At 65.3% G+C, this 18,448-nt stretch carries 16 protein-coding genes; 13 read left to right on the top strand and 3 right to left on the bottom strand.

The genetic code is table 11. The features are described 5' to 3' along the window. The first annotated feature begins 74 nt into the window (after positions 1 to 74). On the top strand, positions 75 to 1,370 hold the full coding sequence (locus ABIE56_RS03030; protein ID WP_429242363.1) for a citrate synthase: 1,296 nt from the start codon (positions 75 to 77) through the stop codon (positions 1,368 to 1,370). A 128-nt stretch (positions 1,371 to 1,498) separates the two neighbouring features. On the opposite strand, the gene ABIE56_RS03025 is transcribed toward ABIE56_RS03030, so the two are convergent. Continuing rightward, the gene (locus ABIE56_RS03025) at positions 1,499 to 2,149 is read right to left on the bottom strand and encodes a hypothetical protein (RefSeq protein ID WP_429242362.1); all 651 of its coding nucleotides are present in this window, start codon (positions 2,147 to 2,149) and stop codon (positions 1,499 to 1,501) included. Between the two features lie 62 nt (positions 2,150 to 2,211). Continuing rightward, complete coding sequence (locus ABIE56_RS03020) at positions 2,212 to 4,788, bottom strand: penicillin-binding protein 1A (RefSeq protein WP_429242361.1); 2,577 nt, start codon at positions 4,786 to 4,788, stop codon at positions 2,212 to 2,214. A gap of 235 nt (positions 4,789 to 5,023) precedes the next feature. Here ABIE56_RS03020 and ABIE56_RS03015 point away from each other — a divergent pair, with 235 nt between their 5' ends. From ABIE56_RS03015 to ABIE56_RS02965, 11 genes are all read left to right on the top strand, one after another. After that, entirely contained in the window at positions 5,024 to 6,082 is a 1,059-nt protein-coding gene (locus tag ABIE56_RS03015) for a pilus assembly protein PilM (protein ID WP_247432706.1), read from the top strand. Next, entirely contained in the window at positions 6,082 to 6,822 is a 741-nt protein-coding gene (locus ABIE56_RS03010; protein ID WP_429242360.1) for a PilN domain-containing protein, read from the top strand. Before ABIE56_RS03015 ends, ABIE56_RS03010 begins: the two co-directional genes overlap by 1 nt. Then, positions 6,819 to 7,469: a type 4a pilus biogenesis protein PilO gene (locus ABIE56_RS03005; RefSeq protein ID WP_429242359.1), complete on the top strand. Its 651-nt coding sequence runs from the start codon at positions 6,819 to 6,821 to the stop codon at positions 7,467 to 7,469. Before ABIE56_RS03010 ends, ABIE56_RS03005 begins: the two co-directional genes overlap by 4 nt. Further along, positions 7,466 to 7,993: a pilus assembly protein PilP gene (locus ABIE56_RS03000; RefSeq protein WP_429242358.1), complete on the top strand. Its 528-nt coding sequence runs from the start codon at positions 7,466 to 7,468 to the stop codon at positions 7,991 to 7,993. Before ABIE56_RS03005 ends, ABIE56_RS03000 begins: the two co-directional genes overlap by 4 nt. A gap of 19 nt (positions 7,994 to 8,012) precedes the next feature. After that, on the top strand, positions 8,013 to 10,247 hold the full coding sequence (gene pilQ / locus ABIE56_RS02995; RefSeq protein ID WP_429242357.1) for a type IV pilus secretin PilQ: 2,235 nt from the start codon (positions 8,013 to 8,015) through the stop codon (positions 10,245 to 10,247). Positions 10,248 to 10,379: 132 nt separating this feature from the next. Then, positions 10,380 to 11,375 carry an AAA family ATPase gene (locus tag ABIE56_RS02990; protein WP_429242356.1) on the top strand — a complete coding sequence of 332 codons (996 nt, stop codon included), beginning with the start codon at positions 10,380 to 10,382 and terminating at the stop codon, positions 11,373 to 11,375. Next, a complete protein-coding gene (locus tag ABIE56_RS02985) occupies positions 11,372 to 12,292 on the top strand; it encodes a DUF58 domain-containing protein (protein ID WP_429242355.1) in 921 nt (306 codons plus the stop codon). The genes ABIE56_RS02990 and ABIE56_RS02985 overlap by 4 nt, the downstream gene beginning before the upstream one ends. Continuing rightward, a complete protein-coding gene (locus ABIE56_RS02980; RefSeq protein WP_429242354.1) occupies positions 12,292 to 12,789 on the top strand; it encodes a DUF4381 domain-containing protein in 498 nt (165 codons plus the stop codon). The genes ABIE56_RS02985 and ABIE56_RS02980 overlap by 1 nt, the downstream gene beginning before the upstream one ends. Beyond that, on the top strand, positions 12,776 to 13,762 hold the full coding sequence (locus ABIE56_RS02975) for a VWA domain-containing protein (protein ID WP_429242353.1): 987 nt from the start codon (positions 12,776 to 12,778) through the stop codon (positions 13,760 to 13,762). Before ABIE56_RS02980 ends, ABIE56_RS02975 begins: the two co-directional genes overlap by 14 nt. Beyond that, a complete protein-coding gene (locus ABIE56_RS02970; RefSeq protein WP_429242352.1) occupies positions 13,759 to 15,648 on the top strand; it encodes a tetratricopeptide repeat protein in 1,890 nt (629 codons plus the stop codon). Before ABIE56_RS02975 ends, ABIE56_RS02970 begins: the two co-directional genes overlap by 4 nt. Next, positions 15,645 to 17,324, top strand: coding sequence for a BatD family protein (locus ABIE56_RS02965; protein WP_429242351.1), 1,680 nt, complete (start codon positions 15,645 to 15,647; stop codon positions 17,322 to 17,324). Before ABIE56_RS02970 ends, ABIE56_RS02965 begins: the two co-directional genes overlap by 4 nt. Here the strand turns inward: ABIE56_RS02965 and ABIE56_RS02960 are convergent. Then, a complete protein-coding gene (locus ABIE56_RS02960) occupies positions 17,321 to 17,833 on the bottom strand; it encodes an O-acetyl-ADP-ribose deacetylase (protein ID WP_429242350.1) in 513 nt (170 codons plus the stop codon). The two genes, ABIE56_RS02965 and ABIE56_RS02960, sit on opposite strands and share 4 nt — an antisense overlap. Positions 17,834 to 17,874: 41 nt before the next feature. On the opposite strand from ABIE56_RS02960, the gene ABIE56_RS02955 reads away from it, so the two are divergent. Beyond that, a complete protein-coding gene (locus ABIE56_RS02955; protein ID WP_429242349.1) occupies positions 17,875 to 18,378 on the top strand; it encodes a MarR family winged helix-turn-helix transcriptional regulator in 504 nt (167 codons plus the stop codon). The last annotated feature ends 70 nt before the right edge of the window (positions 18,379 to 18,448 follow it).

The following is an 18,448-nucleotide window of genomic DNA, read 5'->3' as shown; positions in this document are numbered from 1 at the left end:
CCTCGTTTCATCCACATCCCAAGCGCCGCCCTCCCCGGGTGGCGTGGTCCGAAAAAGTGATAGAGGAGCTCGCCGTGTCCGACGCCAAAACCGTCAAATTGGTCGATGAATCCAACAAGCCCGTAAGCGAACTGCCGGTCATCGGCGGCACGCTGGGTGCAGAGTGCGTTGATATCGGCACCCTGTACAAGGACACCGGTTACTTCACGTACGACCCGGGCTACGGCAGCACGGCCAGCACCAAGAGCGCCATCACCTACATCGACGGCGACAAGGGCGTGCTGCTGTACCGCGGCTACCCCATCGAGCAGCTGGCCGAGAAGTCCACCTTCCTCGAAACCTCGTACCTGCTGCTGAACGGCGAACTGCCGAGCAAGCCGGAGTTCGAGAAGTTCTCGAACGACATCACGCACCACTCGATGATGCACGAGAACCTGAAGGACTTCCTGAAGGGCTTCCACCACAACGCGCACCCGATGGCGATGCTGGCCGCGTCGGTGGCGTCGCTGTCGGCGTTCTACCACGACGATCTCAACGTCGAGAACCCGGAGCACCGCAAGCTGGCGGCCATCCGCCTTATCGCGAAGATGCCGACCATCGCTTCGGCCATCTATCGCCACTCCATCGGCTGGCCGAACCGCTACCCGCGCAACAACCTCGAGTACGTCACCCGCTTCCTGCACACCATGTTCGAAGTGCCGAGCGAGGCGTACCACGTGAACCCGGTCGTCGCGAAGGCGCTCGACCTGCTGTTCATCCTGCACGCCGACCACGAGCAGAACGCCTCGACGTCGACGGTTCGCCTGGTGGGCTCCACCGGTGCCAACCCGTACGCGTCCGTGGCCGCCGGCATTACTGCGCTTTGGGGCCCGGCCCACGGTGGCGCGAACGAAGCCGTGCTGCTGCAGCTTGAAGAGATCGGCACCGCCGACAAGGTCGAGAACGCGGTCAAGCGCGCGAAGGACAAGAACGATTCGTTCCGTCTCATGGGCTTCGGCCACCGCGTGTACAAGAACTTCGATCCGCGCGCCAAGATCATCCGCGAGGCGTGCCACAACGTGCTCAACGAGCTGGGTGTGAACGATCCGCTGCTCGAAGTGGCCATGAAGCTCGAAGAGGCGGCGCTGAAGGACGAGTACTTCGTCGAGCGCAAGCTGTACCCGAACGTCGATTTCTACTCGGGCATCATCTACAAGGCCCTGGGTATCCCGACCGAGATGTTCACCGTGATGTTCGCCATCGCGCGCACCTCCGGCTGGATCTCGCACTGGATCGAACAGCACGAAACCCCGGGATCGCGCATCGGCCGCCCGCGCCAGATCTACACCGGCGCAGATGTTCGTGATTACGTTTCGAGCGACAAGCGCTAAGAAAAAAAGCCCGCGAAAGCGGGCTTTTTTTTGTTGAGCGCTACAGGATGCAGATGGTAGGAGCGCGCTTGCGCGCGATGCGTGCTTTCCGCAATCCTGATCGCGCGCAAGCGCGCTCCTACAGAGTCTTAGCTGTTAAACGCCGCGATATCCTCTTCGGCGAGTAGTTCCTGGATCATCGCGCGCGTCGCCCGGCGCATGGGCCGTTCATCGACACGATCCAGTGGTGCCTGGCGCAATGCGTCCAGTGGAAGCACGGTGATATCGAACGGAATACCATCGGCGCCGAACAGCAGCACGGTATGTTCGCTTTGCTCATTGCCCGGCCAGCGCAAGCGGCGGGTCTGGGTTTCCAGGGGTATGCCCTGCTCGGTAAGAAACAGGCCCGGTGCTTCGGGGTCGTCGCTGTAAACATGCAGGCATACGGCGGAGTGCTCATCGGCCGTGCCCTCGAGCACCGCGCCTACCAACCGTGAATCGAACGTGCGAAGGAATCGCATGGCCTCGATAGCGGCCTCGCGACGTGCGCGCAGCGCCTGTGGCTGTGTATCGCCGTGGAAGATGCGCTGGTGCTCGCGCAGGGCATCTTCGATTTCCTGGTTACGGGGCAGGGCCTGTGTATCGACAATGCCAAGCCGCTCGGCGGCTTTCAGTTTCGCGTGGTGGAAGTCACGAATGCCATGCTCGCTCATCAGGCGTGCCGCTTCCTGGGCGACCAGGACGCGGTTGCGCTGCGTCCTGTCCTGGGCATGGATCCTGTGGTGTTCGCCTCGTGCCATGAATCACCCCCGTTGGTGATAAGAGTTGCCAATGGACGCACGGCTTTATCCCGTGCCGCGCGTCAGAAGATGTCGTAGGCGTGGTCCTGCTGCTCCTCCTGCTGCTTCTGCTGTGCCTGTTCGCGGAGACGGTCGACGTCCTCCACCTTCATGATTTCGTTCATGCCGCCGGGTGAGGGCAGGCCCGAGCCCGGATCGATCTGCACCGTGGCGATGCCCGGCGGCATGGCCAGCGTATGCGATGGCTTGTCCTTAAGCACGGCGCCCATGTAGTCCATCCAGATGGGAAGTGCCGCCTTGGCACCGAACTCACCCTTGCCCAGCGAACTGAAGTCATCGAAGCCCACCCACACCGCGGTGGACACATCGCCGTTGAAGCCCACGAACCAGGCATCGCGGTGATCATTCGTGGAGCCCGTCTTGCCAGCGATATCGTCGCGCCCCAGTGCCTTCGCGGCGGAGCCTGTGCCGCGCTTGACCACATCCTGCATGAGCGAGGTCACGAGGTAGTCGTTGCGTACGTCGATGACGTGCGGCGCAAGCTTGGGCGCCTGCGTGGCATTGTCGTGCGCATCGGCCGGCAGCACGGCATCGCCGGTGGCGGCGATACCTGCGCTGGCCGACGAAGCGGGCTTGGCCGGGATAAGCGCCGTGCTTGGCTGGTTGGGCGGCCCGGGTGGGGTCGGGTTGAGCAGGCGTTCCTGGCAATCCGCACAGGCACGCTCGGGGTTTGCCACGTAAACCGGGTTACCGTCGCGGTCGTCGATGCGCGAGATGAAATACGGCGTGACGAGGTAGCCGCCGTTCGCGAACACGGCATAGCCGCGCGCCATGCTCATCGGCGAGACCGAGGCCGTGCCAAGCGCCAGCGACAGATTCTGCGGCAATGCATCCGGCGTAAAGCCAAAGCGGGTCATGTAATCGCGTGCGTAGCGAACGCCGATCGCATCGAGCAGGCGCACAGAGACCAGGTTCTTCGATTGCACGAGCGCCTCACGCAGGCGCATCGGGCCGCTGAACTTGCCGTCATCATTTGATGGCGTCCACACGCCATCGGGGCGGCTCGGATCGGGGAAGGCAACCGGTGCATCGTTAACGATGGAGGCGGGCGTAAAGCCCCGCTCGAACGCCGACGAGTAAAGGTAGGGTTTGAAGCTCGAGCCCGGTTGGCGTGCCGCCATGACGGCGCGATTGAACTTGGAGCGCGCGAAGCTGAAGCCGCCGACGAGTGCGCGCACGGCGCCATCTTCCGGATCGACGGAGACGAGCGCGGCCTGGACCGCGGGGATCTGGGTAAGGCGCCACGGGCCCTTGTTTGAGTCGGGCTTGCCTTCGGTCGTGGTGGCGGCCGTATCGGAGGCCTTCGCGTCCTCGGAGATGTCATCCTTCTCGCTGCGAATCAGGCGAACGACGTCACCGCGCTTGAGCACGGCATCGACTCGTGTCGGTGCCGCGCCGGCGCGGCCCTCGTTGACGTACGGCCGGGCCCACGTGATGGACTCCAGGCTCAGCGTCGCCGATTCCTTCGCGTTGAGGTACACCGTGGCCTCCTTGGCGCCGGTTGCCGTGACGATGGCAGGCATCATGCCCGCGACCGGCGTGTAGCCTGCGAGAACGCGATCGAAGTCCTCCGGGCCCGCTCCGGCAGGGAGTTCTTCGTGGCCTTCCGGCCCACGGTAGCCGTGGCGGCGGTCGTACGCGGAGAGGCGGCCACGCAGGGCGTCGTTTGCCGCGGCCTGGCTCTCGCTCGGTACCGTGGTGTGCACCACGTAGCCTTCGGTGAGCGCATCATTGCCCAGCTTTTCCAGGGTCTGCTGGCGCACCATCTCGGCGAGGTACGGCGCATCCACTTCGATCTGCTGTTCGTGCGGGAACGCGTCGTTCGGCTCCTTGATAGCCTCGTCGTATTCCGCCTGGGTGATGAAGCGGTTGGAGAGCATCTGGCCCAGCACCCAGTCACGGCGCGCAATCATCCGCTTAGGGTTGTTCAGCGGATTGACGACGGAGGGCAGCTGGAATGTCGAGGCGATGGTGGCGCACTGGGCCACGGTGAGCTGGTCGAGGGTCTTGCCGTAGTAATACGACGCAGCGGCGGCCACGCCGTAGGCGCGGTGGCCCAGGAACATCTTGTTGAGATAAAGCTCGAGGATCTGGTCCTTGCTGAGCTCATTCTCCATGCGCAACGCGATGAACATTTCTGTCAGTTTGCGCGAATACAGCTTTTCAGGGCTGAGGAAGAAGTTGCGTGCCACCTGCTGGGTGATGGTCGAGCCGCCAGGCCCCTTGTCGCCACCCGACACGATGACGTGAATGCCTGCGCGGGCGATACCGTGCCAGTCGATGCCCGGGTGGCTATAGAAATCGCCATCTTCTGCCGATAAGACAGCATTCTTGAGGCGCGCCGGTACGTCGGCGATGCGCACGGGAATGCGTCGGGTCTCGCCGAACGACGCGATCAGCTTGCCGTCGGCGCTTAGGACGCGTAGGGGAACCTGCATGTGGTAATCGCGCAACACCGCCACGGAAGGCAGGCGTGGCGCCAACAGCCAGTAGGCGACGCCAATGGCGCCCGCGACGAACAGGATGCCGGCCAGGGCGAGGTACAGCGCGTAACGCAGCAGACGCTTGAGGATTCGCATGAAGGGGAGGGGTCACCGCCGTATAGGTCGTGGCGGAGTATAGAGCCTCACCACCCCCGGGGAGGGGTGGGCAAGGTTCGACCCGGTCTGAAGGGGGAACGCTAACCCAGCGTCAGGATTTGTGAATTAGTGCCGATAAGGGCCCCGACGGCCCGTTGCTTATCCGTTAAGTTTTAGATCTAATGCCTTCGCGCCGAAGACCAAATTCCGACAAGGCGCGGGGAAGGGGGACACAGTGGGGCTCTTTACACCCAAGGCGGCGCCGTTGATCGGTGTCGACATCAGTTCGACCGCAGTAAAGCTGCTACAGCTCAGCGAGGCAGGTGGGCGCTATCGCGTCGAACACTATGCCGTTGAGCCGTTGCCGCCCAATGCCGTCGTCGAAAAGAACATCGTCGAGGTCGAGGCCGTCGGCGAGGCCATCCGTCGCGCCCTGGCCCGTTCCGGCGCGAAGGTGAAGCACGCCGCCGCGGCAGTCGCGGGGTCGGCGGTTATTACCCGGATCATTCCCATGTCGGCCGACCTCTCCGAGGACGATCTCGAGGGGCAGATCCAGGTGGAGGCCAACCAGTACATTCCTTACCCGATCGAGGAAGTTAGCCTCGATTTCGAGGTATTGGGCCCCGTGCGCGACAACCCGGAGATGAACAACATCCTCCTGGCCGCCTCCCGCACGGAAAACGTCGACATGCGCATCGCTGCGCTGGATTTGGGCGGGTTGACCGCCCGGGTGATCGATGTCGAGGCGTTCGCCATGGAAAACGCCTTCGCCATGGTCGCTGACCAGCTCGCCGTTTCCCGCGATGCCCTGGTAGCGGTGGTCGATATCGGCGCCACGATGACGACCCTGGCGGTGCTGAAGAACCAGCGCACCATCTATTCGCGTGAACAGGTCTTCGGGGGCAAGCAGCTCACCGACGAGATCATGCGGCGGTATGGCCTGTCCTACGAGGAAGCGGGCCGGGCCAAGCGCAAGGGTGGCCTGCCCGAATCGTACGAGATGGAAGCCCTCGAGCCGTTCAAGGAATCGCTGGTTCAGCAGGTCAGCCGCTTGCTCCAGTTCTTCTTCGCCGGCAGCGAATACAGCCGCGTCGACCAGGTCGTCCTGGCCGGTGGCTGTGCTTCGATCGAAGGCATCACCGAGATCCTCGAGCAGCAACTGGGCGTACCGTGCGTGGTCGCCAACCCGCTGGCTCGCATGTCCCTGTCCAGCAAGGTCCAGGCACAGACCCTCGCCCAGGATGCCCCGGCACTGATGATCGCCGTCGGCCTGGCCATGCGGAGCTTCGACTGATGGCACGGATCAACCTACTTCCCTGGCGTGCCGAGCGCCGCAAGCAGCGCGAGCGTGAGTTCTACATGCAGCTGGGTGTCGCCTTCGCGGCGGCGCTGGTGGTGCTGATCGGCTGGTCGTACTGGATGGGCGCGCGCATCGATAACCAGACCGAGCGCAATACCTACCTGCAGGGCGAGATCAAGCAGCTGGACGATCGCATCGCGAAGATCAAGGACCTGGAAAAGGTCCGCGCCGGCCTGCTCCAGCGCAAGCAGATCATCGAGCAGCTGCAGGCCAACCGCTCGCAGATGGTCCACCTGTTCGACGAACTGGTTAAGACGATCCCGGGCAGTGCCCGGCTGGGCTCCATGAAGCAGTCGGGCGACTCCATGTCGCTGGACGGCGTGGCCCAGTCCAACTCCAGCGTGGCCGAGTACATGCGCAACATCGAGGCGTCGCCCTGGATGGGCCATGCGGACCTCCGCAAGACGGAAAACACTCACGACGATTCGCGCATGCCGTATTCCTTTGGCCTGGATGTGAAGCTGAATACGCCCAGCGCGGATGCACCCGCGTCGTCGTCGACCGTGGCCACGCCGCCCGCCGTAAGCGCCGCGCCTGCGGTGCCGGCACCGCTTGCCAACGCCGCCACGGCGGTGGCCGGTGCGCCCGCCCAGGCCGCTCCGCCCGCCGCCGCGCCCACCCCGGGCGCTGCCAAACCGGCCAGTGCCGCTGCCCCGGCAGGAGGCAAGCCATGAGCTTCCTGGACGATCTGCGCAACCTTGACCGTAACAACGTCGGTGGCTGGCCCAAGTCGGTAAAGATCTTCTTCACCGCCCTGGTCTTCATCGTCGTGGTGGGGATCGGCTGGTACGTGGAAATCAGCTCGCAGCAGGATGAGCTGGCCAGCGCCGAGTCGAAGGAGGTATCGCTGAAGGGCGAGTTCTCCCAGAAGCAGGCCAAGTCGGCGAACCTTGAGGCGCTGGAACAGCAGTTGGCCGAGATGCAGGACATGCTGCGCCAATTGCTCCGCCAGCTGCCCAGCCGGACCGAAATGCCGGAACTTCTCGTGGATATCTCGCAGACGGCCCTGGCCGCTGGCCTGGAATCCGATCTGTTCCAGCCGGGTCCGGAAACGCCGAAAGATTTCTATGCCGAGAAGCCGATCACGCTGCGCATGGTGGGTACCTACCATCAGTTTGGTACCTTCATCAGCGGCGTGGCATCGCTTCCCCGCGTCGTCATCCTGACGCTGCACGACGTGTCGCTGAAGCCGAAGGACACCGCGAAGGGCAGCACCTCGGGCCAGCTCGTACTGCAGGGTACCGTCAAGACTTATCGCTATCTTGAGGATGACGAGGCCGCGGCCCAGCAGAAGTCCCAGAATGCAGGGGGTGCCAAGTGACCAGCGTTCGTCACATTCACCTCCGCCTTGCGGCTGCCGGCCTTGCTCTCGTGGCCCTGGCTGGCTGCACCAAGGGGCAATCGGATCTGCGCGAGTGGGTCGATGCCGAGAAGCACAAGAAGGGCGAGCCGATTCCACCGTTGCCGGTGATCCGCACGTTCGAGACGTTCGCTTACCAGGACCAGACCGCGCGCGATCCGTTCAGCCCGAGCACGGCGGAAATGGAGAGCTCGGCGAGTAGCGGCCCGCGCCCGGACGAGAATCGTCCCAAGGAGCCGCTGGAGATGTTCTCCCTGGACACCCTGAAGATGGTTGGCACGTTAGGTGGTGGATCCAGCCTCGAGGCCCTTGTGAAGGATCCGGGCGGGGTCATCCATCGGGTCCATCGCAATGAGTACATGGGGCAGTCGTACGGCCGCGTCACGGCCGTGGGGGAAGACCGCATCGATCTGGTCGAGCTGGTGCCTAACGGTACCGGCGGCTGGATGGAGCGTCCGGCAAGCATCGCGGTCGGCGACAAATAAGAACTCGGGGATGAAGCACATGACGACCAATTCCAATCATCTGCCGGGTAGCTCGCGTCCTCGCACGCGGCGCTGGACCCTCGGCGTCGCGCTTGTCGCGGCGTTCGGGTTCGCCGGCAGCGCGGCGGCCGAGACGGCGCTAAAGAACGTCACCTACGATGCCCAGCCTGGCGGCCGTGTCGAGCTGACGCTCGCCTTTTCGGGCCACGCGCCGGAACCGAAGGTCTTCACGACCACGAATCCGCCGCGCATCGCCATTGACCTGCCGGATACCACCAACGCCTTCTCGACCCGACACCTTGACGTAAGCAAGGGTTCAACGTCAGGCGTCTCCGTGGTGTCGGCCGGTGGCCGCACCCGCGTCACGGTCGAGCTCTTCCGCGATTCGGCCTACAAGACCCGAGTGGATGGCAACAACCTGATCGTTACCGTGAACAACGGTCCGACGGGCGCCACGACGACCACGGCGATCGTTTCCGACCCGACCAAGGCGTTGCCGTCGAGCGCAGGCACCCCACTGTCGAATATCGACTTCCGCCGCGGCCAGAATGGCGAAGGCCGCGTGGTGGTGACCCTGGGTAGCGAAGGCACCACGCCGGAAATGCGCCGCGAGAGCGACAAAGTACTGGTCAGCTTCACGGGCGCGACGCTTCCCTCCAAGCTCGCCCAGCGCCTGGACGTGCTCGACTTCGCCACCCCGGTCCAGTCGATCCAGTCCTCGTCGGTGCCGGGCGGCACGCGCATGGAGATCCGTACCAAGGGCGACACGGACGTATCGGCCTACCAGAGCGGCACCGAGTACGTGATCGAGGTCGCGCCCAAGAAGGCCGCCCCGGTGACGGGCAAGGCCGCGAAGGGCCAGGAGCCGACCTACTCCGGTTCGCGCCTCACCTTCAATTTCCAGGACATTCCGGTCCGCTCCGCACTGCAGCTCATCGCCGACGAAGCCAAGCTCAACCTGGTGGCCTCCGATAGCGTGGGTGGCAGCGTGACGCTCCGCCTCGTCAACACCCCGTGGGACCAGGCGCTGGATGTGATCCTGCGTGCCAAGGGCCTCGACAAGCGCCGTAGTGGCAACGTGATCTGGATCGCGCCGCAGCAGGAACTGGCCAACTACGAGCAGAGCCTGGCTGATGCCCGCCAGAAGGCCGAGGACAACGCGGAACTCGTTGCTGACTACATCCCCATCAGCTACGGCAAGGCCGAAGACATCGCCAAGTTGCTGACCCAGGGTAGCCTGACCGGTGGCGGTGGTAGCAGCAGTGGCGCCGGCGGCGGTACTCGTGGCTTCCTGTCCGCGCGTGGCAGTGTTTCGTTCGACGAGCGCACCAACACGCTCCTGATCAACGATACGCCCGACAAGATCCGCGACCTGCGTGAGCTCATCGGCACGCTGGACCGGCCGGTGCAGCAGGTGCTGATCGAATCGCGCATCGTCGTCGCAACCGATACCTTCACCCGTGATCTCGGTGTGCGTTGGGGCGTCCAGGCGACCCAGACCAACTCGAGCGGCCAGGTGATCGGCACCACGCCGGACCTCACCAGCGGCACGGCCCCGAACCAGGGTACGGCCGGCCTGGCGACCCAGGTCTGGAACGCCAACCATGCCGCCGCCGGGACGACCAGCACCATCACGTATCCGGGTGGTTACAACGTCAACCTGCCTGTCTCCAACCCGGCCGGCAGCCTTGGCCTTGCGATCCTCGGCTCGAACTACCTGGTTGACCTGGAGCTCTCGGCTGCACAGACCGAAGGCCGCAGTGAAGTCATCAGCAGCCCGCGCGTCATCACGGCTAACCAGCAGGAAGCCGTGATCAAGCAGGGTACCGAGATCGGCTACGTCACCTACCAGGCCTCCGGTTCCGGTGGTGGTGCCCAGAACGCCACGGTGCAGTTCAAGGATGCCGTGCTCGAGCTGCGCGTCACGCCGACGATCACCGCCGACAGCCGCGTGTACCTGAAGATCAACGTGAAGAAGGATGCTCTGGCCGGCAACACGCCGTCGCCGGGCGGTGGCTTCGTCCCGTCGATCGACACCCGCGAAATCAACACCTCGGTGCTGGTGGATAACGGGCAGACGGTCGTGCTGGGTGGCATCTACGAGATCACCAAGGCCAACACCACCAAGAAGGTGCCTGGCCTGGGCGATATCCCCGGTATCGGCGTCCTGTTCCGCAATACCTCGCGCCAGAACGACAAGGCCGAACTGCTGATCTTCGTTACGCCGCGCATCCTCAGCAACACGCTGCAGTAACCGCGTCTTTCCGGCAGTACCCAAGGGCGGCCCCAGGGCCGCCCTTTTTTTGTCCCCAACTTCCGGGCCTAAACTTTAAGCGCCCGCTGTGGTCTTATCGGGCCTGTCGCCAGTTTTTTACGAGCCATTGCCATGCCCGAGACCCTGCCTGCCGCCACGACGCCCCTCCAGGAGGCTTTCGTCCGCCTGCGCGGAGAGCTATCCCGCGGGATCATCGGGCAGCCGCACCTGGTGGAATGCCTGCTTATCGCCCTGCTGGCCGATGGCCACCTATTGGTGGAAGGCGCCCCCGGCCTGGCCAAGACCACGGCGATCAAGGCGCTGGCCACGCGGGTCGAGGCAGACTTCCACCGTATTCAGTTCACGCCCGACCTGTTGCCGGCGGATCTGACCGGCACGGATATTTTCCGGCCGCAGACGGGGACGTTCGAATTTGAACGCGGCCCGCTGTTCCACAATATCGTGCTTGCCGACGAGATCAACCGCGCCCCCGCGAAAGTGCAGTCGGCGCTGCTCGAGGCCATGGCCGAGCGGCAAATTACGATCGGTCGCCGAACCTGGCCGCTTCCCGACCTGTTCATGGTCATGGCCACGCAAAACCCTATCGAGCAGGAAGGCACGTTTGCACTACCGGAAGCCCAGCTCGATCGCTTCCTCATGCACGTCACCATCGGTTACCCCGATGCGGAAGCGGAGCTGGCGATCCTTCGCCTCGCGCGGGAACAAGCGCGGGAAGCGATGCACCCGGTGCCGCCGCCGGCGCATGTGCTGCGCCCTGCCGATGTCTTTGCCGCGCGCGATGCCGTGCTGGCGGTGCACATGGCCGCCCCGCTCGAGCTCTACATCACGCAATTGGTGGTCGCCACCCGCGAGGCTGGCCACTACGGCGCCGAGCTGGCGCGCTGGATCGCATGGGGCGCGAGCCCGCGCGCGAGCATCGCGCTCGATCGCTGCGCCCGCGCGCACGCGTGGCTGGCCGGTCGCGACTATGCGTTGCCCGAAGACGTCCACGCGATAGCGCACGAGGTGCTGCGCCACCGTGTGCTGCCCAGCTACGAAGCCGAGGCGGAAGGCGTACGGGTGGATACGGTGATCGATCGCCTGCTGGATCTTGTGCCGCTGCCGTGAACGCCGTTTCTCACGCCGCGGATGCCCGCGTAAACGTCACGTTGCCGGAGCTGCTGGCGCTTCGCTCGCGGGTCATGCGTGCGCCGCCCCCACCGGTGGTGTCGCGCGCACCGCGCAGCGGCCAGCGGCCGGGGCGCCTGCATGGGCGTGGCATGGATTACGCGGAATCGCGCGTGTACCAGGCGGGCGACGACGTGCGCCGCATGGATTGGCGGCTCACCGCGCGCAGCGGCGTCGCCCACACCAAGCTGTTCCAGGAAGAACGTGAAGGCAGGCTACTCGTCCTTCTGGATACCAACGCAAGCATGCGTTTCGGAACGCGCACCCGCTTCAAATCGGTGCAGGCTGCGCGTGTCGCTGCCACCGCCGCCTGGTATGCGATCCGCGCTGGCGATCGCGTGGGCGTGCTTGCCTTTGGTGGCCAGCAACGCCTGCTACGCCCGCAGGGCGGCCCGCGTGGCGCCCTCGCGCTGTGCGGCGCGCTGGCAGCCTGGGATGCCCTGCCGCCTGGCGGTGATGAAAGTCTTTCGGCTGCGCTCCAGCGTGCCGGCCGCCTCATGCACGGTGCTTCGCGGGTGCTGCTGGTGAGCGATGGCTTCGCCGTGGACCAGGCCGCCTATGGCCGCATGCTTAGCCTGGTAAGCAAGGCGGAGGTGCGCATCATCACCGTATCCGATCCCCTGGAGATGGCTGAACCACCCGCCGGCCGCTATCCGTTTGCCCACGATGGCGTGCACTACGACATCGCGCTGCATGGCGAGCGCCAGCGTGCAGATTTCGCGCGCGCCCTTGGTGAGGGTCGGCAACGTCTTGCCGCGCTGGCCAGCCAACTGGGCCTTCTCCAACGCACGCTCGATACAACGGCAGATCCGCTCAATGCCATCATCGAGTTGCTTGGCCCAACGAGGGCCCGCTGATGCCGCAGCAAGGACCCGAGCTACGCGATGTCCACGTTCCGCACGTACCCTGGTGGCCGCTGGCCCCGGGGTGGTGGGGGTTGCTGCTGCTCGCGCTCGCCTTCGCCGTGTTCGCTGCATGGACCTGGCGCCAACGGATCCGGCGCGGGCGTTACATCGATAGCGTGCTTGCCGATCTACACATGGCCAGGGCACGCCATCGCGATGATGGCGATGACGCCGCGTTCGCCGCCAGTGCGCATCAGCTGATGCGCCGGGTTGCGCGCACGCGCGACGCTCATAGCGTCACCCTTGGCGAGGGCGATTGGCACGCCGCGCTCAAGGCGATGGCGCCAAAACGCGATGTATCGAACCTGGCCGTACTGGGTGAGGTGATGTACCGACCCAGGGCAACCCTGGATATCGATGCCGTCGCTGCCGATGTCGAAGGCTGGGTGCGGGATGTGCTCTCGAGCAAGCCTGCGCGCGGTTCGCGGAGGGCGCATGCACCTTCCTGAGTTTGCGTGGCCATGGCTTTTCCTCGCGCTGCCCTTGCCGTGGATCCTTCGCCGCGTGCTACGGCCGGTGCGCCCGGCGCAAGCGCTGAATCTTCCGCAGCCGGGCATTACATTGATGCCCGCCTCCGCCAATCGTGCATCGTTCGCCGCATCCGCACTCATGGTGTTGGCATGGGCCTGCCTGGTGGTCGCGGCTGCGCGCCCACAGCATCTGGGCCTGCCCGAACCACAAAAACGCAGCGGGCGCGCCACCATGCTCGCGGTCGATCTTTCGGGAAGCATGTCACTGGATGACATGCAGCTTGCCGGTCGGCAGGTAACGCGGTTTGCCGCTGTCGAGGCGATCGCTGGCGACTTTATCGACCGACGGGCGGGTGATGAGCTTGGGCTCGTCCTATTCGGTTCGCAGGCCTACCTCGTCACGCCCTTGACCTACGACCTGGATGCAGTGAGGGCTCAATTGCACGATGCCGTGGTGGGCTTGCCTGGACGCGAGACCGCTATCGGTGACGCGATCGCCGTGGCGGTCAAGCGGCTTGCGGATCTTCCGCAACAGGCTCGCGTACTCGTGTTGCTTACCGACGGCGTGAACAACGCAGGTTCCATCGCGCCGCGCGAGGCAGCCCGTGCAGCCAAGGCCGCGGGTGTGCGTGTTTATACGATCGGCATTGGCGCGACGGCCATGCGTGTTCCCGATTTCTTCGGGTCACGTATCGAAAACCCATCGGCGGATCTCGATGTAGGCATGCTCACCGATATAGCAAACCAGACCGGTGGCCGCTTCTTCCGTGCCACGGATACGGATGAGCTGGCCCAGGCTTACCGCCAGATCGACCAGCTGGAGCCCGTGCCACAACAAGGCGCCACCCTGCGCCCACGTGATGAACTCTTCCGCTGGCCGCTCCTCATGGGGCTGGTGCTACTGGTCGCCGCGCTGGCGCCACGCTGGCTGCCGGCGAGGGCGGTTGCATGACCACGTTCTTCACTCACTTTCATTTTCTCCAGCCGCACTGGCTGTGGTTGTTCACCCTGGTTCCGCTGCTGGCATGGGCGATGCTGCGCCGCTCACCGGAGATCCGCGTTCTTACGCGCCTTGCCGATCCGACGCTCTTGCCTTACCTGCTGGACGGCACGCCACGCGCGTCGCGCCTGCCTGCCTGGGCCGTGGTCGCCGCAGCGGCGCTGGCCATCGTCGCCTTGGCCGGCCCATCGTGGAGCCGGGCCTCGGAGCAACTCTTCAGCGAACGTGCCGCGCAGGTTGTCGTCGTCTCCATGTCGCCGCACATGCTGGCGCGCGACGTCGTGCCGGATCGCCTGAGCCGGGCACGCTACAAAGTACGCGAGCTCTATGCCGCGAACAGCGATGGCATGAATGCGCTGGTGGCCTATACCGGTGAGTCGTTCACCGTAGCGCCACTCACGACCGATGCACACAGCGTCGACGACCTGCTTGCGGCGCTTGCGCCGGATACCATGCCGGTGGGCGGCGACGACGCGGGCAAGGCGATTGATCAAGCGGTGGATCTTATCCACCACGCCGATGTACGTGGCGGTTCGATCGTCGTGGTTACAGATCGCGCCGACGCCGGTGCGCAGGCGGCAGCGCGTCGCGCCCTGGCCGCGGGGGACCGCGTTTCGGTGCTTGGTATTGGCACGCCGCGCGGTGGGCCGATTACCACGGACGACGGCCAGTTCCTGAAGGATGAACAGGGCAGCATCGTGATGGCGCCGCGCGATGATGCGTCGCTGCGGGCCCTGGCCGCCGCAGGTGGCGGGGCGTACGCGGTCGCCTCCGATGATCGATCCGACATCACCGCCATGGCCGCGATGTTGCGTGATGCGAGTGCCGCAAGGGCCGACGACAGCGCGACCGCTACGCAATGGGAGGATCGCGGCCCCTGGCTGTTGCTCCCGCTTTTGCCGCTCGTGGCGCTAGGGTTTCGGCGTGGCTGGCTGTTGCTGCTCGCGCTCGCGGTGCTCCCTGTCGCGCCATCGCACGCCGCTTCCGTGCGCGATGCGTTCCGTACACGCGACCAGCAGGCGGCGGATGCGCTCGCGGCAGGCGATGCAAAGAAAGCCCAGGCCGTCGCACAAAGTGCCGCGTTGCGCGGTGCCGCCGCGTATCGTGCCGGTGATTTCGCCGCCGCGGAGGAAGCGTTAACCCATGCGACCGACAGCGACGGCCAGTACAACCTCGGCAACGCACTTGCGAAGCAACAACACTACGAAGAGGCGATCGCCGCCTACGATCGGGCACTGAAGGCGAACCCGGCCAACGCGGATGCGACGGCAAACCGCAAAGCGGTCGAAGATTTCCTGAAGCAGCAACAGAAGCAAAAGCAGGATGACCAGGGCGCCAAGGGCCAGAAGGACGGCCAGCCCGACAAGAAGCCAGGCGAGCAAGGTAAGAATCAACAGGGTCAGCAGGGCCAGCAGAACGATCCGTCGAAGGGCCAGCAAGGCGGGCAGTCCGCGGGTGGTCAGGATCAGAAAGAACAACAGGGCGCACCAGGTCAGGCCGGCGAAGGCGAAGGGAAGGATAAAGGTACCGACGCAGGCAAGGCGCAACCGCCCCAGGGCGACGCGAGCGCCAAGTCCGCCGATGAGCGTGCACAGGCTGAGGCGGCCCAGCAGGCGCTGAAACAGAAGATGGATGCCGCGCTGGCAGGCAAGGGGAAGGACGGCGGCAAGGACGATCAGCACGACCTGGGTCAGTTGTCCGAATCCGAAGCGTCGTCGAAGCTGCCCCCCGATGTGCGGCGGCAGCTGCTGCGCGTTCCGGATGATCCGGGCGGCCTGTTGCGCCGCAAGTTCATGCTCGAATACCAGCGTCGCCATGGCGCGGAGCCGGAGGAATGATGATGCGCCATGCATGGCTGGCCCTGGCCCTGTCGCTGATGGTGGGAGTGACGTACGCGCAAGGTGCTGCGCCCGTGGCATCGCTCGATCGCACGCGCGTCGGTAATGGCGAAACGGTCACGCTCAACATCGAGGTAGGCGATGACAACCTGGGCAATCCCGATCTCTCGCCGCTGGCGGCAGATTTCATCGTGCTGGGCACATCCACCAATCACACGCTGAGCATCGTTAACGGCAGGCGTGAGGCGCACACCATTCTCGGTATCGCACTGCGGCCCAGGCACGAAGGGCAGCTCACCGTGCCGGCGCTCACCCTTGGCGGCCAGGCGACCCAGCCACTACCGCTCTCGGTCGAGGCTGCCAGCAACTCGCCCGCGGATGCCGCCAACCGGCCTGTGGTGCTCGAAGGCAAGGTCGACCCGGCGACTGGCTACGTGGGGCAGCAATTCGATTACACGTTGCGCCTGTATTTCGCGGTAAACCTGGCCGATGGCCAGCTGGGTGATCCCTCCGCCGAAGGCGCGGAGATCCGGCGGATTGGATCCGATGCGAACTACCAGACCGAACGCGGTGGCCGCCGCTTCAACGTCGTCGAGCGACACTACGCCATCATTCCCCAACACCCCGGCACGCTCGAGATCAAACCGCCCGGCTTCCAGGGCACGGCAGTCGATCCCACTGATGTGAACTCGTTCTTCGGCGCGGGCGAGCCCGTGAACGCGGTGGCGCAGCCAATAAGTGTGAATGTCCGCGGCCGCCCCGCCGGTGCCCCTGATGGCGCGTGGCTACCCGCGCGCGCATTGACGCTCACGCTGGACGGTTTCCCGGCCGATGGCAAAGCCCGTGTCGGGCAACCCATGACCCTTGGGATGCGCCTCGACGCCACGGGCCTGCCCTTCGAGGCGTTGCCTGCGCTATCGCTGCCGAAGATCGATGGCGCGGACGTCTATCCTGACAAGGCCGTGACCGGCAGCAGCACGAACGGGCCATGGATTACCGGTCGCCGGCAGCAGGGCTTTGCGGTCGTGCCGACGCGTCCTGGCACGTTGCATATTCCGGAGACCACGCTGCACTGGTGGAATGTGGCGACCGATAAGCCCGAAACGGCCACGCTGCCCGCGCGCGATATCGAGGTGGCGCCGGGTGGGGCCGCGCCGGTGACGTTGCCGGGCACGAGTGCGGTTCAACCGCAATCGAGCCCCACGCCGGTCGTTGCCACAGCGGTACCGGCATCAGGCACGCCATGGCGGGCCGTGGCCTTTGCCGTTGGCCTGCTCTGGTTGTTCACGGTGGTGGGCTGGTTCGTATGGGCGAAACGCCGGCGGCCCGCCAGTGGCCTGGTGCCACCCCCGGCGCCTCGGGAATCACCCCGCCCGGCTGCCGCGCGTGAGGATTTCCTCAGGGCTGTGGCGAGCGGCGACCTGCTCAGCATCGAACGCACACTGCTCATTTGGGGCCGTTCGGTTCGTCCACGCATCCGCTCCCTGGGCGACCTGGCCGGGGCCCTTCGCCCGGGACACCAGCGCGACGCGATCGCCGGACTGCAGCGTGCCCGCTTCGCGGATGGCCACCTGGATACCGCCAGCTGGCGCGAGGTGTTCGCGGCGGGGCTGGATTGGGCGCCACCGGCCGGGCCAGCCGACACGGGCGGGCTGCCACCGCTTTACCCGCGCTAGGCGCCGAGTGCGTCGCGGTAGTGCCCGGCCATGGCTTGGCCAAATGCACAGAAGACCACCTGCGGCGGTGCCCAGGGCGCATCGCGCACGGTACGCACGGCGACCTGGGCGGCGAGACTGGCGGGATAGCCGTAAACACCGGCACTTATGGCCGGAAACGCCACACTATCAAGGCCCAGTTCATGGGCCAGGGCCAGGCTGGCCCGGTAGCAGGCGGCTAACAACGCGGGCTCACCGCTGGCGCCGCCGTGCCACACCGGGCCTACGGTATGGATGACCCAGCGGGCGGGCAGGCCAAAGCCGGGGGTGAGGCGCGCCTCACCGGTGGGGCAGCGTACCCCCGGGAGCGTTTCCGGCAACGCACGGCAGGCCGCCAGCAGCTCAGTGCCTGCCGCCCTGTGGATCGCCCCATCGACGCCGCCGCCACCCAACAGGGACTCGTTGGCAGCGTTCACGATGGCATCGACGGCCAGCGTGGTGATATCAGCCTCGATGACTTCCAGCGCCATGCTGCATCCTCGCTTGTGACGGGTGGGCACAGGTGGATACGATGCGATCCCAACCGCAAGAAAAGCCGACCACCCTTCCCGCCATGGCCGACCAGCTCAAAGTCGAAGATATCTCGTTTGGTTACCTGCTCAACGACGTCACGCTGCTTTTCCGGAAGCACTTTGACCGCCGGGCGGTGACGTTCGGGCTGACCCGCGCCCAGTGGCGCGCCCTCAAGTGGCTGCACCGCCGGCCCGGCATGCGCCAGAACGAACTGGCCGAGCAGCTGGACATGGAGCCCATCGCCGTCGGCCGGGTGATCGACCGCCTGCAGGCGGCCGGCTTCGTGGAGCGCCGCCCCGACCCGAAGGACCGCCGTGCCTGGCGCCTGCACGATACCGAGCAGGCACGTAGTGTCATCGATGACATGGAAGATATCTCGCGCGGCCTGCGCCGCGATGCCACCCAGGGCATTGCCTACGGCGACCTCGAAAAGATGCTCGCCGTTCTGGAGCGCATCAAGGATAACCTCCAGGCGCTGGATGAGCCTTCCGGAGAAGACTGAACGGTTGTCAACGCAACACGGGGGCCTGCGTTTCCTACACGGATGTCCCGACTAAACCCATGTCCGCGCT

Origin of the sequence: Luteibacter sp. 621 (assembly GCF_050435445.1) — a bacterium.
In the GTDB taxonomy this organism is placed as follows: Bacteria; Pseudomonadota; Gammaproteobacteria; order Xanthomonadales; family Rhodanobacteraceae; genus Luteibacter.
Note: the sequence above shows the minus strand (reverse complement) of the source record. Positions and strands in the feature narration are given on the sequence as shown.

Bases quoted from the DNA above. Each gene is read 5' to 3' on its own strand.
- ABIE56_RS02965 (WP_429242351.1), top strand. From the start codon at position 15,645: ATGATGATGCGCCATGCATGGCTGGCCCTGGCCCTGTCGCTGATGGTG.
- ABIE56_RS02960 (WP_429242350.1), bottom strand. From the start codon at position 17,833: ATGGCGCTGGAAGTCATCGAGGCTGATATCACCACGCTGGCCGTCGAT.
- ABIE56_RS02975 (WP_429242353.1), top strand. From the start codon at position 12,776: ATGCACCTTCCTGAGTTTGCGTGGCCATGGCTTTTCCTCGCGCTGCCC.
- ABIE56_RS02980 (WP_429242354.1), top strand. From the start codon at position 12,292: ATGCCGCAGCAAGGACCCGAGCTACGCGATGTCCACGTTCCGCACGTA.
- ABIE56_RS03020 (WP_429242361.1), bottom strand. From the start codon at position 4,788: ATGCGAATCCTCAAGCGTCTGCTGCGTTACGCGCTGTACCTCGCCCTG.
- ABIE56_RS03025 (WP_429242362.1), bottom strand. From the start codon at position 2,149: ATGGCACGAGGCGAACACCACAGGATCCATGCCCAGGACAGGACGCAG.
- ABIE56_RS02955 (WP_429242349.1), top strand. From the start codon at position 17,875: ATGCGATCCCAACCGCAAGAAAAGCCGACCACCCTTCCCGCCATGGCC.
- ABIE56_RS02990 (WP_429242356.1), top strand. From the start codon at position 10,380: ATGCCCGAGACCCTGCCTGCCGCCACGACGCCCCTCCAGGAGGCTTTC.
- ABIE56_RS02970 (WP_429242352.1), top strand. From the start codon at position 13,759: ATGACCACGTTCTTCACTCACTTTCATTTTCTCCAGCCGCACTGGCTG.
- ABIE56_RS03010 (WP_429242360.1), top strand. From the start codon at position 6,082: ATGGCACGGATCAACCTACTTCCCTGGCGTGCCGAGCGCCGCAAGCAG.
- ABIE56_RS03005 (WP_429242359.1), top strand. From the start codon at position 6,819: ATGAGCTTCCTGGACGATCTGCGCAACCTTGACCGTAACAACGTCGGT.
- pilQ (WP_429242357.1), top strand. From the start codon at position 8,013: ATGACGACCAATTCCAATCATCTGCCGGGTAGCTCGCGTCCTCGCACG.